This window comes from uncultured Helicobacter sp., assembly GCF_937893305.1.
Lineage (GTDB): Bacteria > Campylobacterota > Campylobacteria > Campylobacterales > Helicobacteraceae > Helicobacter_D.
This window is the reverse complement of the sequence record NZ_CALBGN010000014.1, coordinates 24,993-39,091: the sequence shown is the minus strand read 5'-3', so window position 1 is coordinate 39,091 and position 14,099 is coordinate 24,993. Positions and strand designations below refer to the sequence as shown.

At 34.8% G+C, this 14,099-nt stretch carries 16 protein-coding genes; 14 read left to right on the top strand and 2 right to left on the bottom strand.

What is annotated here, in order from left to right; translation table 11 throughout:
• Positions 1-64: 64 nt before the first annotated feature.
• Both Q0358_RS03505 and Q0358_RS03500 read right to left on the bottom strand, forming a co-directional pair.
• Positions 65-1,057: a cation transporter gene (locus Q0358_RS03505; protein WP_299547262.1), complete on the bottom strand. Its 993-nt coding sequence runs from the start codon at positions 1,055-1,057 to the stop codon at positions 65-67.
• Between the two features lie 185 nt (positions 1,058-1,242).
• Positions 1,243-3,264 carry a methyl-accepting chemotaxis protein gene (locus tag Q0358_RS03500; RefSeq protein ID WP_299547258.1) on the bottom strand — a complete coding sequence of 674 codons (2,022 nt, stop codon included), beginning with the start codon at positions 3,262-3,264 and terminating at the stop codon, positions 1,243-1,245.
• A gap of 443 nt (positions 3,265-3,707) precedes the next feature.
• Here Q0358_RS03500 and Q0358_RS03495 point away from each other — a divergent pair, with 443 nt between their 5' ends.
• From Q0358_RS03495 to rpmB, 14 genes are all read left to right on the top strand, one after another.
• Entirely contained in the window at positions 3,708-5,726 is a 2,019-nt protein-coding gene (locus tag Q0358_RS03495; protein WP_299547256.1) for a methyl-accepting chemotaxis protein, read from the top strand.
• Between the two features lie 118 nt (positions 5,727-5,844).
• Positions 5,845-6,627, top strand: coding sequence for a transporter substrate-binding domain-containing protein (locus tag Q0358_RS03490; protein ID WP_299547253.1), 783 nt, complete (start codon positions 5,845-5,847; stop codon positions 6,625-6,627).
• Between the two features lie 15 nt (positions 6,628-6,642).
• Positions 6,643-7,341, top strand: a complete 699-nt coding sequence (locus tag Q0358_RS03485) for an amino acid ABC transporter permease (RefSeq protein WP_299547250.1) — start codon at positions 6,643-6,645, stop codon at positions 7,339-7,341.
• Positions 7,328-8,161, top strand: a complete 834-nt coding sequence (locus tag Q0358_RS03480; protein WP_299547247.1) for an amino acid ABC transporter ATP-binding protein — start codon at positions 7,328-7,330, stop codon at positions 8,159-8,161. The genes Q0358_RS03485 and Q0358_RS03480 overlap by 14 nt, the downstream gene beginning before the upstream one ends.
• Before the next feature lie 173 nt (positions 8,162-8,334).
• On the top strand, positions 8,335-8,517 hold the full coding sequence (locus tag Q0358_RS03475; protein WP_299547244.1) for a hypothetical protein: 183 nt from the start codon (positions 8,335-8,337) through the stop codon (positions 8,515-8,517).
• On the top strand, positions 8,518-8,667 hold the full coding sequence (locus Q0358_RS08430) for a DUF2972 domain-containing protein (protein WP_317381197.1): 150 nt from the start codon (positions 8,518-8,520) through the stop codon (positions 8,665-8,667).
• A 53-nt stretch (positions 8,668-8,720) separates the two neighbouring features.
• Positions 8,721-9,971, top strand: coding sequence for a diaminopimelate decarboxylase (lysA, locus tag Q0358_RS03470; RefSeq protein ID WP_299547241.1), 1,251 nt, complete (start codon positions 8,721-8,723; stop codon positions 9,969-9,971).
• 9 nt (positions 9,972-9,980) lie between these two features.
• The gene (gene pheA / locus Q0358_RS03465; protein ID WP_299547239.1) at positions 9,981-11,042 is read left to right on the top strand and encodes a prephenate dehydratase; all 1,062 of its coding nucleotides are present in this window, start codon (positions 9,981-9,983) and stop codon (positions 11,040-11,042) included.
• A 35-nt stretch (positions 11,043-11,077) separates the two neighbouring features.
• Positions 11,078-11,620 (top strand): flagellar basal body-associated protein FliL, encoded by a 543-nt coding sequence (gene fliL / locus Q0358_RS03460; RefSeq protein WP_299547236.1) that lies wholly within the window; start codon positions 11,078-11,080, stop codon positions 11,618-11,620.
• 1 nt (position 11,621) lies between these two features.
• Positions 11,622-11,981: a holo-ACP synthase gene (gene acpS, locus Q0358_RS03455; protein ID WP_299547234.1), complete on the top strand. Its 360-nt coding sequence runs from the start codon at positions 11,622-11,624 to the stop codon at positions 11,979-11,981.
• A gap of 70 nt (positions 11,982-12,051) precedes the next feature.
• Positions 12,052-12,618 (top strand): septum formation inhibitor Maf, encoded by a 567-nt coding sequence (gene maf / locus Q0358_RS03450; RefSeq protein WP_299547231.1) that lies wholly within the window; start codon positions 12,052-12,054, stop codon positions 12,616-12,618.
• Complete coding sequence (ccoS, locus tag Q0358_RS03445; protein ID WP_299547228.1) at positions 12,615-12,818, top strand: cbb3-type cytochrome oxidase assembly protein CcoS; 204 nt, start codon at positions 12,615-12,617, stop codon at positions 12,816-12,818. Before maf ends, ccoS begins: the two co-directional genes overlap by 4 nt.
• Complete coding sequence (locus tag Q0358_RS03440) at positions 12,802-13,761, top strand: NAD(P)-binding domain-containing protein (RefSeq protein ID WP_299547226.1); 960 nt, start codon at positions 12,802-12,804, stop codon at positions 13,759-13,761. The genes ccoS and Q0358_RS03440 overlap by 17 nt, the downstream gene beginning before the upstream one ends.
• Positions 13,762-13,830: 69 nt before the next feature.
• Positions 13,831-14,019, top strand: coding sequence for a 50S ribosomal protein L28 (rpmB, locus tag Q0358_RS03435; protein ID WP_006802565.1), 189 nt, complete (start codon positions 13,831-13,833; stop codon positions 14,017-14,019).
• Positions 14,020-14,099 lie beyond the last annotated feature (80 nt).

The following is a 14,099-nucleotide window of genomic DNA, read 5'->3' as shown; positions in this document are numbered from 1 at the left end:
CAAAGAAGAAATCAAACAACTTGCAGAGTATATTACAGATTTAGGACATAGGGGGGGGAGGAGATTATAACCATTTAGGGTTTGCGGTGAAACTAACGGATAGCCAAATTTTATAACTAGGAATCATTAGAGATTCTGCAATACGATCTCTAATGATGTCAAATTGTTGTATATTTTTTGGTTGAAAATTTTCTTCTGTTAGGATATTAACTTCTACCATGTAGAAACGCCCAGATTTTGCAACATGTGTATCGTAGTCTTTAAAATTAAATTCTTTACTAATGCGCTCCATTATTTCCGTGATTCTCTCATCAATTTCTATGGGAGCTACCATTATTAAGTCTTTAAAATTTGCAATAGCAATACGAGTTGGAGATATACAAAGAAACAAAGAAAGAATTGCAAGTAAAATTGGATCAACATAAAGCGCAAAAGTTGTGTTTGTCTGTGGTAAAAAAGCAATAATCCCAAAGGCAATTAAAGCTCCCAAATAAAGCACGCAATCAATTTTCCATTCAGTATTATCTACTTGGATTAAGTCGGATTCTAAAGATTTTGTATAAAGGAGTGTGTAAGCAAATAAGATTGCACAAAAGATAAAAGCGCATAGACTATAAATTGCGGCACCACCTAATTCTACTGCATATCCTCCGTGGATAATACTTTTTAGCGCATTAATAAAGGCGTAAATACACACAAAGACTAGCACGAGGGATTTAAAGAGATTTACCATAGGTTCAAAACGCACATAGCCATATTGAAAAATATCATCATCTTCTTTGTAAATATAGCGTGAAGTAATCACGCTAAGTGCGCCTAGTCCTACGCTAACAAGGGCGACAAAACCATCAAAAATTACTGCCATTGATTGAACAAAAATTCCAAACCCGATTCCAAAAACTGCTAAAAGCAGCGCGCTAAACATTGAAACTTTTAGCACAAATTGTTCTTTTTGGTTATCAATAATAGAATCTTTAGTATCTGATGAGATACGCACTCGATGATCACGCACGCTAGTTCTGTATTTTTGATTGAAAACTTTATTGAAAAGACCCATACAAAGCTCTTAAATATGAAATGATTTGATTATATAGCAGATTGGTTAAATGCCGAGTTAAAAACTATAAAATTTAAGGTGTGGGCTTCTAGTGTGTTAAAGTATTGGATAAATGGGGGAGATACTGCGCTAAAAACCCACTCCTTTAAACTTTCAATCCAAAAAAGATTCCATCTTTTTTGGATTTAGAATTTCTTTTTGTTGGTGTCATCTGTAATATCTTGTGCAATTTGCTCAACATCTTTAGATATATTTGAAGTGTTATCGGCGATGTTTAAATTATTTTGTGTAATTTTTTCTAGTTGCCCAACTGCTTCATTAATTTGTTCAATTCCTGCAGTTTGTTCCTTAATAGATTCACCCATATCATTCACGCCTTGCGCTAAAATGTTAATATTCGCGTCAATCTCACTTAAGCTTTTTCCTGTGCGTTCTGCTAGTTTTCTAACTTCATCTGCAACAACAGCAAAGCCTCTTCCGTGTTCTCCTGCTCTTGCTGCTTCAATAGCTGCATTTAATGCTAGTAAGTTTGTTTGATCGGCAATATCTCTAATAACATTAACAACATTTTTAATATCACTACTTTGATTAATTACCTCTTGTGTTTTAGAACTTACATTTTGCATAGAACTTGTGATTTGTTCTATTGCTTGTGCGGTTTGCTCTAAAGATGATGCTTGATGATGTGAGCCTTCTACAAGCTTGCCCATCATCTCTTCTAGGTTTTTAGATTTTGCGCTTAATGCACTTGCAAAGTTTGCTGATGTGGTTAACATTGTTTTTATTTCTTGTCCTAAAGTATTTGTGGTAATCTCCACTCCACCTTTAGCATCTTTGACTTCTGTTGTAAAATCTAGATTTGTATAACTTTGGAATACACGTTCAATTTCATTCGTGTCACTTCCTATTTTATCTTGTAGGGTTTGTAACATTTCATTTAACACTTTTTTGAGTTCATTTAATTGTGGATTATAAGGATGTGCTGTGATTCTTGCGGTTAAATCTCCACTCTCGATTCTATTTGCTGTTTCAATGGATTCTTTAACTGCCTGCGTGTCTTGCTCTAAGCCTTTTTGTGTTTTTTGGATATTCTCATTAATTGCTACTGCCATTAAACCTATCTCATCTTCTGCGCGTGGCTTGATAAATGCCGGTGGAGTCTTTGTTTCATAATTTAAATATTTAAAGAATCCAAAAAGCAAATTACAAAGTGTATTGATTCTTGCAATAACTTGTGTGCGGATGTAGAAAAACAAGGTTAAGCCGATAATAGTTAAAGCTGCAAGTGTGCAAATAATGATGATTGTTGTAAGAGAACGCACAGGTTTTGTAATAGAATCAATTGGTGCTGTTATAAACGCACTCCAGTGCGTGTTCATACTTTCTCTGCCAATTTGAAAAGTGCTGATAGCTGTTAAACTTTCATCACCTTGTGCGTTGAAATATTCATAGATTCCATCTTTTCCATCTTTAGCAGCTTCTAGCATTTTTTTGGTGCTTTCGTGAGGATTTATTTCGCTTAATTTTTTTCCTAAAGCTTGTGGATTAATATGTGCTGCAATAATTCCATCAGAAGTCATAATAGCTTTGTAATCACCTTTAAATACGGAGCGTTCTTGTGTGTTAATGTCTTTAGAAATAGTGTTAAGATTTACAAACAGTCCTAAAACAGCAACGATTTTTCCATTTTTATTCTTGAGTGGATAGTTCATTGCAACACCTACGCTTTCACCTTGTTTAGCAATATTTCTAAGAGCTGGGATTCCAACATTTGGTTCGCCGCTTTGAAGTGCTTTAAGGACGCTTGGAATTTCTATAATCGCATTATCTGCCTTTAAAGCTTTTGCCCCACCAAGGTTTCTAATATCGGAATCTGTAATTAAAATTAGCATTTTTCCATTCGTGGTTTTAAAGTTTTCATTGCGGATATTTTCTCCAGAATACATTGGATCAATTACATATAAATATCCATAATCTGCAACTCCTGCAGAATCTAGCATTATTTCAACGGCTTCTTGAAGCACTTCTTCTCTTGCATTGCGGTCTATCATACCGCTAATGATACTTTGCTGCGACTCTAAAACAGCAAACATTTCATTTAGGTATCCACCAACAAGATTAGAAAATCTAGCCGCTGTGTTATTAAGCAATTTATGTGTTTCTTGAAGCTGAATCGTTGTTGAGCGCGAAATGACTACATAAGACATAATTCCTAGACAAATTACAACAACAAATAAAATTGTTGAAACTATTTTTGTTCCTAATTTTAGTTTGTGAAAACTCATTAAAGCGATCCTTTTTATATTAAATATGTTGAAGTTACTTGCTGATTCTTAAATTAAAATCATAGAGTTTAAATAAAAATCTCTACATTATTTCATAAAAAAGTTTGATTTTTTATTAAAAAATATAAAAATAAATTTACTTACTAATTATACTCTTTCTTTATGGAAAAGTTTTGATTATTCTTGTTTTTACTTTTATATTTTTTTGAGTATTTTTAGTTTTACAATTTCAAATTGTGTTTTTCATACAGATATTCATTGAAAGAAATTAGACTTTTAATTTGTAATTGTAAAAATTAATCAAACATAAATAATTAAAGTAATAAAATCTTACTTTCAATATAAAGTATCTAAAAGGAGAAAATATGCTGCGTTCATTAGGCGGTAAATTAACTGCAAGTGCAGTTGCTATCTTTGCCATTATTATTATGGTTATTAGTGCATTTAACTTTCAAAACACTTCAGGAGATGTGCAGGAGCTTTATCGTGGAATCCAAAAACAAACGCTAGAGTCTGCTTATAAGAGTATTTATATTACTATGGGTGAAGAGGCACAAGAACATTTGCGTGTGCTTGCAAGAGATCTTTCAAGAATCGATAAAGATAATATTGTGCAGCAGCGCATTATTTTAGATACTGCTTCAGCCTTAGTAAAATATCCTTTAATGTTTATTGTTTATGAAGAAGATGGAAAAGCAATTTTGCAAGATTATAATAGTGAGGGGGAGACAAATTTTTCTTCAGAGTGGGATGATGTAGGGAATGTAGATTTGCGCCAACGCCCTTGGTATATCCAAACAAAACAGGCAAATGCCGGGATTATTACTCCTGTGTATGTTAGCGAAGTGGGAAAATATAAAGGAGATTCTTTTGCTACTGCAACTATGCCTATTATTAAGAATGGAAAGTTCATTGGTGTTGTTGGAATGGATATTCAAGTTGATCAGTTTCAAGCACGCTTCGAGTCCTTTAAAAATCCAGAACTTCCTTCTATGAGTGTATTTATCACAGATAGTAATGGTGCAATCTTCTCTCACGAAGATATGGAATTTGTAAAAAGTGGTTTATCTAAAGATGTTGAAACTGCACTCAAGCAAGATCTCCAAGCCAATGCAAAAAAAGAGGGTGAGATTGACTATAACTTAACCTTAAGAAATGGACAAGTTATTGATAAGCTTGGATATTATAAGCAATTTCCTTTTGGCTGGACAATTGTTGCTACGGCAGATAAGAGTGATTATACAGCAGCAATTAATAAAAGTTTAATTGAAACAATTATTCTGGCAGTGATTATGATTGTGATTGGTGCGATTGTGATTTTGTTTATCATTCGTTATTTTACTAATCCTTTAAATACAATTAAATCTACATTAATTGATTTCTTTAAATATTTGAATCACGAAAGTAAAGTTGCTCCAAAACCATTAGAAATCAATAGCCACGATGAAATTGGAACAATGGCGCACGCGATTAATGCAAATATTGATCAAACAAAAAAGGGACTTCAAAAGGATGAAGCTCTCGTTGAAGAATCTGTTAGAATTATCCAAAGAGCAAAAGATGGTTATGCGGATTCTATTATTGAATTGAATGGTTCAAATCCGCAGTTAAATCATTTGCGTGATGTGGTTAATGAATTGTTAAGTTTGTTATCTAGCGCAATTGGTAAAGATTTACCAGAATTAAATCGTGTTTTTGATAGCTTTGTAGCACTTGATTTTAGCACCCAAGTAGCAAATGCGCAGGGACGAGTAGAAGTAGTAACAAATACTTTGGGCGAAGAAATTCGTAAAATGCTTAAGACTTCTTTAGAATTTGCAAATTCTCTTAATGAGCAAAGTAGTAAATTGGAAGAAGCAGTTAATTCTTTAACTCATTCTTCTAATTCTCAAGCATCTTCTTTACAGCAAACAGCAGCAGCCGTAGAGGAAATCACAAGTTCAATGCATAATGTAAGCGGCAGAACACAAGAAGTTATTCAGCAAACTGAAGATATTAAAAGTGTTATTGGAATTATTAGAGATATTGCCGATCAAACAAACTTACTAGCATTAAATGCAGCTATTGAAGCAGCAAGAGCAGGAGAACACGGAAGAGGATTTGCTGTTGTTGCAGATGAAGTGAGAAAACTAGCTGAACGCACAGGGAAATCTCTTGGTGAAATTGAGGCAAATGCAAATTTATTGGTGCAAAGTATCAATGATATGGCAGAATCTATTAGAGAGCAAACTGCTGGTATTACACAAATTAATGAGGCAATTTCAAATTTAGAAACTGTAACGCAAGAAAATGTAGGTATCGCAAATACAAGCTCTGATATTTCTCAAAATGTTTCTGAAATTGCTAAAGCAATTTTAGAGGATGCAAATAAGAAAAAAATCTAACAATAAAATATGGAATCTCATTTTAAGATTCCATATTTTCTCTCTTAAATCTCATCTTTTACAAAAAACGACTAAATTTTGCTATAATCCCTCCTTATTTTATTGCAAGGAGATTTGCGTGTATCGTTTAGTTTTATCTAGTCTTTTAGTAGCTTTTGTGGGTTTTTGGGTTAGCGGCTGTAAAGGTGATGAAAAATTGGTTGTGGCAACTGCAGCAGAATTTCCACCTTTTGAATACAAAGAGGGCGCAGAGTATAAAGGCGTAGATATTGAGGTATCACGAGAGATTGCAAAACGCTTAGGCAAAGAACTTGAGATTAAAGATATGGAGTTTGATTCTGTAATGAGTGCTGTTGGTAGCGGAAATGCAGATTTTGCGGCAAGCGGGCTTACAATTAATGAAGCACGTTTAAAGGTAGCTGATTTTACAAAATCTTATTATAATGCAAATCAAGTGGTGATTATTAAGAGTGAAAATGCTACACTTAAAGCCCTTAGTAACGATGCAGAAGCTCTTATTGCAGAGATTTCTAAACAAGATGGAATTAAAATTGGTGTGCAAACAAGCACGACAGGAGCATTTTTTGCTAAAGGGGACAAAGATTGGGGATTTGCAGGGTTTCCAAAAGCAGAAATTAAGAGCTTTGTTAATGGTTCTCTTGCAGTTAGTGCCTTAGTCAATGGTCAAGTAGATATTGTAATTTTAGATGAAGCTCCAGCAAAACTTATTTCTAAAGCAAATGTGGGTACAGAAGTGTTAAATGCAACTTTAACGCAAGAACAATATGGAATCGCTGTTAAAAAGGGCAATAAAGAGCTTTTAGATTCCATTAATAGTGCATTAGAAGTGATGGAGAAAGACGGCACTTTAGAATCTATTATGCAAAAATATTTTCAATAAAGTTTTTGCGAAATAATGGATAAATTAGAAGTTTTTTACAATCAATTCATCACAAAAGGTGGTTACGCACTTGTATTAGAAGGGATTGGTGTAACGATTATTCTTGCGGTTTGTGGTTTGTTAATTGGTGTTGTGATTGGAACTTTGTTAGCAGTTTTACTGACAAAAGAAGATAAAAGTGCATTTGAAAGAGTGTTGGTTTTTGTTGGAAATCTTTATGTAGGGTTTTTTAGGGGTACGCCTATTGTTGTGCAACTACTTTTTATTTATTTTGTGATTTTGCCACTTTTAGGACTTGCTGGAAGCAGTGCGTTGTTTGTTGCTGTGGTGATTTTTGGCTTAAATAGTGGGGCGTATGTAAGTGAGATTATCCGTGGTGGAATCTTAAGTGTGGATAATGGGCAAAATGAAGCTGCAAGAGCATTAGGGCTTAATTCTAAGCAGAGTATGCGTTTTGTTGTTTTTCCTCAAGCTCTTAAAAATGCGTTGCCAAATTTAGGCAATGAGTTTATCACGCTGCTTAAAGAAACTTCTGTGGCAAATTATGTAACTGTGCATGATTTAACCTATGCGTTTAAGACAATTGGAAGTGCAAGCTATGAATATATGATTCCTTATTTCTTTTTAGCGGTCTGTTATTTAGTGCTTGTAATGGTGGCAAGCTTTATTGTGAAAAAATACGAAGGGAAGTTAAGACAAAGTGATAAGCGTTAGAAATCTTGTGAAAAAATATTATGAAAATATACCAAAGGCAGGCAAACAAGAAAAGATAGTGTTTAAGAGCTTAAGTGTAGAGTTTAAGCGCGGCGAAAAAGTGGTTATTGTAGGACCTAGTGGAAGCGGTAAAAGCACATTTTTACGCTGTTTAAATCTCTTAGAAACGCCAGATGGTGGGGAGATATGGCTAGATAATAAAAGGATTTCGCATTTAAGTGTGGAGTTGTATCCGGAGTTAAGTGGGCTTAAGGGAAGAGCATTAGAGAAAAAGATTAAAGAATATGATAAGAAAGATCGTATTGATATTAATTTAGCACGATCAAAAATGGGAATGGTGTTTCAGCATTTTAATTTGTTTAATAATTTAAGCGTTTTGGAGAATATTATGCTTGCTCCTATGCAGCTTAAGCGCGCTTCACAAGGCGAAATAAAGGAGCTAGCTCTAGCACTTTTAACGCGTGTTGGCTTGTATGATAAGGCGCACGAATATCCTGCGCGTTTAAGCGGAGGACAGAAGCAAAGGGTCGCGATTGCAAGGGCTTTAGCAATGAAACCAGAAGTGATGCTCTTTGATGAGCCAACAAGTGCGCTAGATCCAGAAATGGTAGGTGGCGTTTTAGAACTTATGAAAAGTGTGGCAAGTGAGGGAATGAGTATGGTTTGTGTAACGCACGAAATGGGCTTTGCAAGAGAAGTTGCAACACGCGTTTTGTTTATGGAAGGTGGAAATATTTTAGAAGATGCTCCACCAAAAGAGTTTTTTGATGCTCCAAAAAGTGAGCGGTTGCAGTATTTTTTAAGTCATATTAGACATTAGTGAGATGAAGCAATGCACCCTTTTTTATGGGTAGAATCTAAAGATTATAGAGAAAAGGTATTCTAAAAAAAATTCAAAAAATATTGTGGTGAATTCTGAAATTAAGATTCTTAAAGAAAATAGTCTTAGAATTGCATTTTATGCTTCTGAAAGTTATCTGGGTGTGGTGGATATTGCAGAATATTTTAAAGGTGAAATCACAAAAGAGATTGGTATATATAACAGAGAGTGAGTTTAGAGCCTTGCGTAAAGATTCTGCTTTATGGGAAGAGACAAAAGAATATGTCAATGAGTTTTTAGGTTATCTAAATACAGAATCCAAAAAGGCTCAAAAGGAGCGTATCACAACAGAATAAATCTTAGAAGAACTAAAGCAAAATAAAGAAGCAGCAAAGAATTTGGAATCTGTTTTAGAGCCTGCATTAAAGCATTTAAGAAAGACGCGTCCTGATATTATAAAATCTTGGAAACATTATCAAACTTTTAAAAAACTTTGCAAAGGATAAGATTTAAGGCATTTTTTATTACAATGGCTCAATTTTTTTAAAAGAGTAAATTTATGGAAAATGCGTTTAATGTCCCAAGTCTTAGTGGAAACTTCAAAAAAGAGCTGTTACAAAATGCGGCAAAGCAATTTGGCACGCCTTTGTATGTGTATGATTTAGAGAGAGTTACAGAGAACTTCAATCAACTTAAACAGGCTTTTAGTGGCAGAAAGGCATTGATTTGCTATGCGCTAAAGGCAAACTCTAATTTAAGTGTGATTAAAAAACTTGCAAGCTTAGAAAGTGGTGCAGATTGTGTGTCTTTGGGAGAGATTAAGCGTGCGATAATAGCTGGGATTCCAAAGTATAAGATTATTTATAGTGGTGTGGGGAAGCAGGATTTTGAGATTAAAGAAGCAATTAGACTTGGGATTTTGTTTATTAATGTAGAAAGCAAAGAAGAGATGTTGTGTGTAGAAGCTTGTGCTAGGGAGCTTGGAATTTCCGCCAGGATTTCAATCCGTGTAAATCCTGATATTGATCCAAAAACACATCCTTATATTTCAACAGGATTAAAAGAAAATAAATTTGGTGTTAGTATTGAAGCGGCAAAGGAAATGTATTTATATGCGTACAATGCGGAGTTTTTAGAGCCTATTGGAATCCATTTTCATATTGGAAGTCAGCTCACAAAGTTAAAGCCTATCGCAGAATCCGCACAAAAAATCGCACAGCTTACACGAAGCCTGCTAGCTTTAAAAATAGATCTTAAGTTTTTTGATATTGGCGGTGGGATTGGGATTACTTATAGTGATGAAGAAACCATCGCTCCTTATGATTATGTTCAGGTGATTTTAGCGGAGTTACGGGGGCTTGATGTAACAATCGTTTGTGAACCGGGTCGTTTTATAATGGGAAATAGTGGAGTGTTTTTAACACAGGTGTTGTATCAAAAAGAAAATCAAGGTAAGAGATTTGTTGTAGTAGATGGCGCAATGAATGATTTAATCCGCCCTAGTCTTTATGGAGCATATCATCAAATTCTTGCGCTTAAAAATGCGGAATCTCTTAGTATTCAAACAGATGTTGTGGGACCAATTTGCGAAAGTGGAGATTATTTGGGGAAAAATATTGCTTTGCCAAATTGTGAAAGGGGTGATATTTTAGCGGTTTTAAGTGCTGGAGCGTATGGCTTTAGTATGGCTAGTAATTATAATACGCGTCCAAGATGTGCAGAAGTGGTCATTGAAAATGAAGCAATGCGTTTAGTGCGAAAAAGAGAGAGTTTTGAAGATTTAATTGCGTTAGAAAAAGAGTTTTTATAGGGGCTTAGTATGAATTTGCAACATTTTAGAGAAGAGATTGATGGGATTGATGATAGTATTTTAGATCTTTTAGAAAAAAGAATGGAGATTGTTAAGCGTATTGGAAAGGCAAAAATGCAAAGCAATACTCCAATTTATCGCCCAGAACGCGAAAAAGAAATTATTGATAGGCTAAATTCTAAAAAATCTTTGTTGCTTGATAAGTCTGCCATTGAGGCAATTTATTTAGAAATTTTTGCAGTAAGTCGCAATCTTGAGCTACCAGAGAGAGTCGCATATCTTGGACCACTTGGGAGCTATACGCATCAAGCAGCAGAGAGTAGATTTGGGGCAATGTGTGAATATTTTTCTCACAATACAATCACGCAAGCAATCAAAAGTGTAGAAAACCGCCGCGCAAGTTATGCTGTCATACCTATTGAGAATAACCAAAATGGCGCAGTTGGAGAAACGCTAGATTTACTTAAAGATACAGAGTTAAAAATTGTTGCAGAAATTTATATGCCAATTCATCATTGTTTTGCAAGCACAGCGCAAAGCATCAAAGAGATTGAAGTGATTTATTCTAAGGATATTGCATTTGGGCAATGTTCTAGTTTTTTAAGTGAGCATTCTTTGGATCATATTCAAAGGATTCCAGTGGATTCTACCGCGCGTGCAGCACAACTTGCAGCAGAGAATCCAAAATGTGCGGCAATTTGTTCGCATATTGCAGCAAAGCTTTACAATGTGCCAGTGCTTTTTGGTAATATTGAAGATAATTCGCAAAACAAAACACGCTTTATTATTGTGAGTAATTTTAAAAATCAGCGTTGTGGAAAGGATAAAACTTCGCTGTATGCAAACCTTGCAAACACCGATAAGCCCGGTGTTTTATATCATTTGCTTTATGATATTAAGGATTTAAATATTAATATGACTTCTATCCAGTCGCGTCCTGTTTCTGGGAGTGATTTTAGCTATTGCTTTTTTATTGATATTGATGGGCATATTGATGATGCAAATGTGGCAGAACTTTTTTTGCGTTATCCAAATGCTTTAAAATGGCTTGGAAGTTATTTGAAAAACTAAGTATAATACGCATTTAATTTACAAAAGGAGAATGTATGGCTGAAGAAGAAGAGAAAAAACCTTCAAAATTAGAAGGTTTAAAACAGAATAAAATGATTTTATTTATTATCATTGGCGTTGTTGCGCTTTTGCTGATTATTTTGATTGTAGTTGGAATCCTAATTTTTAGCGGAGGAGATGAGCCAGCAGTAGAACAAGGAGCGGCACCACAAACACAACAAAGTGCGGCAAATAGGGGAAGTGCGGCAAATCCAAATAGCAGTCTTTTAAGTGTTGGACCAATGTATCCCTTAGATCAATTTATCGTTAATTTGCTTGCTTCAGGTGGCGGAAAGCGTTATTTAAAAACTTCTATCGCCCTTGAACTTAGTATCCCAGAAATGCAAGCAGAACTTGATACAAAGCGCGATGTATTGCGCGATACTGTGATTACGATTCTAAGCTCTAAAACATTTGAAGAAGTGCAAACTGCTAAAGGCAAGCAAAAACTTAAAGAAGAAATAATGGAACGCGTTAATGAGTTTTTAGTAGATGGCAGAGTTGTAAATATGTTTTTTACAGAATTTGTTGTGCAGTAATATGGTTTGTGTTGGGGTTGATATTGTTAGTATAGCGCGTATAGAAGCGTTTGTAGCAAGATATCAAACACAAGGGCTTAAGAGATTTTTAAGTGAGTTTGAAATTTCTCTTGTGAAAACTTCTCAAAGTATTGCAGGCTTTTGGGCAGCTAAGGAAGCTTGTGCTAAGGCTTTAAAATGTGGAATCGGAAAAGAGTTGGGATTCCACGATATTCTACTTTCAAAAAGCAATAAAGGTGCGCCTTTGTTGCAATTAACTCCAAAGAAGCGCGATTTTTTTAAAGTGCAGGATTTAAGTCTTTCTATTTCTCACGATGCGGGATTTGCAATTGCAGTTGTCGTAGTGAGTTTGCAAAATTGATAAACCTTATTATTTTATAATTTTAAACAAGCTATAATGTGTGCTTTAAATTTTAGGTTTAAGGGAATTTATGTTGCGCTTATGCTCAACTTCTAAAGTGCGTCAAGAGATTTTAAAACAAGCTAGAATCCCTTTTATTACTAGCGATAGTGGCTTTGATGAAGAGAAGTTGGAGATGGCTTTAAAGATAGAATCCCCTAAAAACTTTGCCTATGCTGCAGCTATTGGCAAGCATCAAAGCGCATTAGAGCGTTATGGATTAGATATGCCATTATTAATTGCAGATAGTGTTGTAAGCTGTGATGGAGTTTTGCAGCGCAAAGCTAGGAATAGCGCAGAGGCTTTTGCGTTTTTAAATGCGCAAAGTGGAGGAGTTTTAAGTGTGATAAGTTGTGCAATTTTGCATTCTAAAGCCTTTTATTGTGTGGATTTAAGTGTTACGCATTATGTGTTAGAGTATTTTAGAGAAGATGAGATAGAAGCGTATTTGCAAAGCGGACTTTGGCAAGGAAAGGCTGGGGCTGTGATGGTAGAAGGATTTCATAAAGCATTTATTAAAGAGCAAATTGGCTCAACATATAATGCGATGGGTTTGCATATTGAGGCTTTATTGCCATTTTTAAAGGATTTAGCGTGAATACCACAATGGTTGCTGTAATGCTTGCAACTTCAATTGTAATTGGGCTAATTGGACTGATTGCATTTTTGTGGGGTTTGAAAAATGGACAATTTGACGATGAGAAAAAAATGATGCAAGGTGTTTTGTTTGATAGTGAAGAAGATTTGCGTCACAGGGTAAACCAAGAAATAAAGGATAAAAATGAAAGAGATTTATAACATTGCAATTATTGGTGGAGGTCCGGGGGGAATTGCTTCAGCGGTGGAATCGTTAATTCTTGGAATTAAAGATGTGATTTTGTTTGAAAAGGGTGAAGGGCATTCTACAACAATTCGCAAATTTTATAAGGACAACAAGCGCGTGGATAAGGATTATAAAGGGCAAAAGATTGAGCTAAATGGAAACATTTATTTTTGTGATGGAACAAAAGAAAGTACGCTAGATCTTTTTGATAAGATTATCCAAGAAAATGGTGTAGATGCACGCTTTCAAACAGAGGTGGAATCCATTCATAAAGAGAGCGATTATTTTGTGATTCACACAACAAATAATCTTATGGTAAAAGCGAAATTTATTGTAATTTCCATTGGTAAAATGGGGCAACCTAATAAGCCCAGCTACCCAATTCCAACAAGCCTTAGAAGTATTGTGAATTTTAATGCAAATAGCTGTGTAGATGGTGAGAATATCTTAGTTGTTGGTGGAGGGAACTCTGCTGTGGAGTATGCTTGCGTGTTAAGTGAGAATAGTCCTGTAACGCTAAACTATCGCAGAAATGAGTTTTCAAGAATTAATGAAGCAAATCAAGAAAATCTCACGCAATGTTTTAACAATGGTAAAATCACTCCAAAATTAGGTGTAGATATACAGAGTTTAGAAGATGAAAATGGAAAGGTGAAAGTCCATTTCACAGATTCTACAAGCTTGATTTTTGATAGAGTGATTTATGCAATTGGTGGAATGGCACCAGTGGATTTTTTAAGAAAATGTGGAATTGCATTAGATAGCGATGGTGTACCAATAACTGATGAGAACCATCTAAGTTCTGTGGATGGAATCTATGTTGCAGGGGATATTTTATATAAAAATGGTGGTTCTATTGCTGCTGCATTAAATCACGGATTCCATATTGTGCAAAAAATTAAAGAAAAGCTTAATTAATTTAAACTTTCTATTATTTAGCTTTAGATAGAATCACAAGTTTTAAAGCAATTTTGTTAAGGATAGAAAATGGCAAGAAAATGTTTTTTTACAGGTAAGGGTCCAATGGTTGGCAACAATGTAAGTCACGCAAATAATAAAACAAAAAAGAGAACTTTACCGAACTTAAGAACAGTTAGAATTAAGCTAGAAGATGGCAGAACAATGAAAGTTAGAATCGCTGCTTCTACATTGCGCACAATGAAAAAACGCTCTTAATCCTAACACTAGGTTGGGCTGTGGCTTTTGATAAGCTCAAAAATTTTCTCCATTGGGAAGGAACACAAAAGCCGGATATT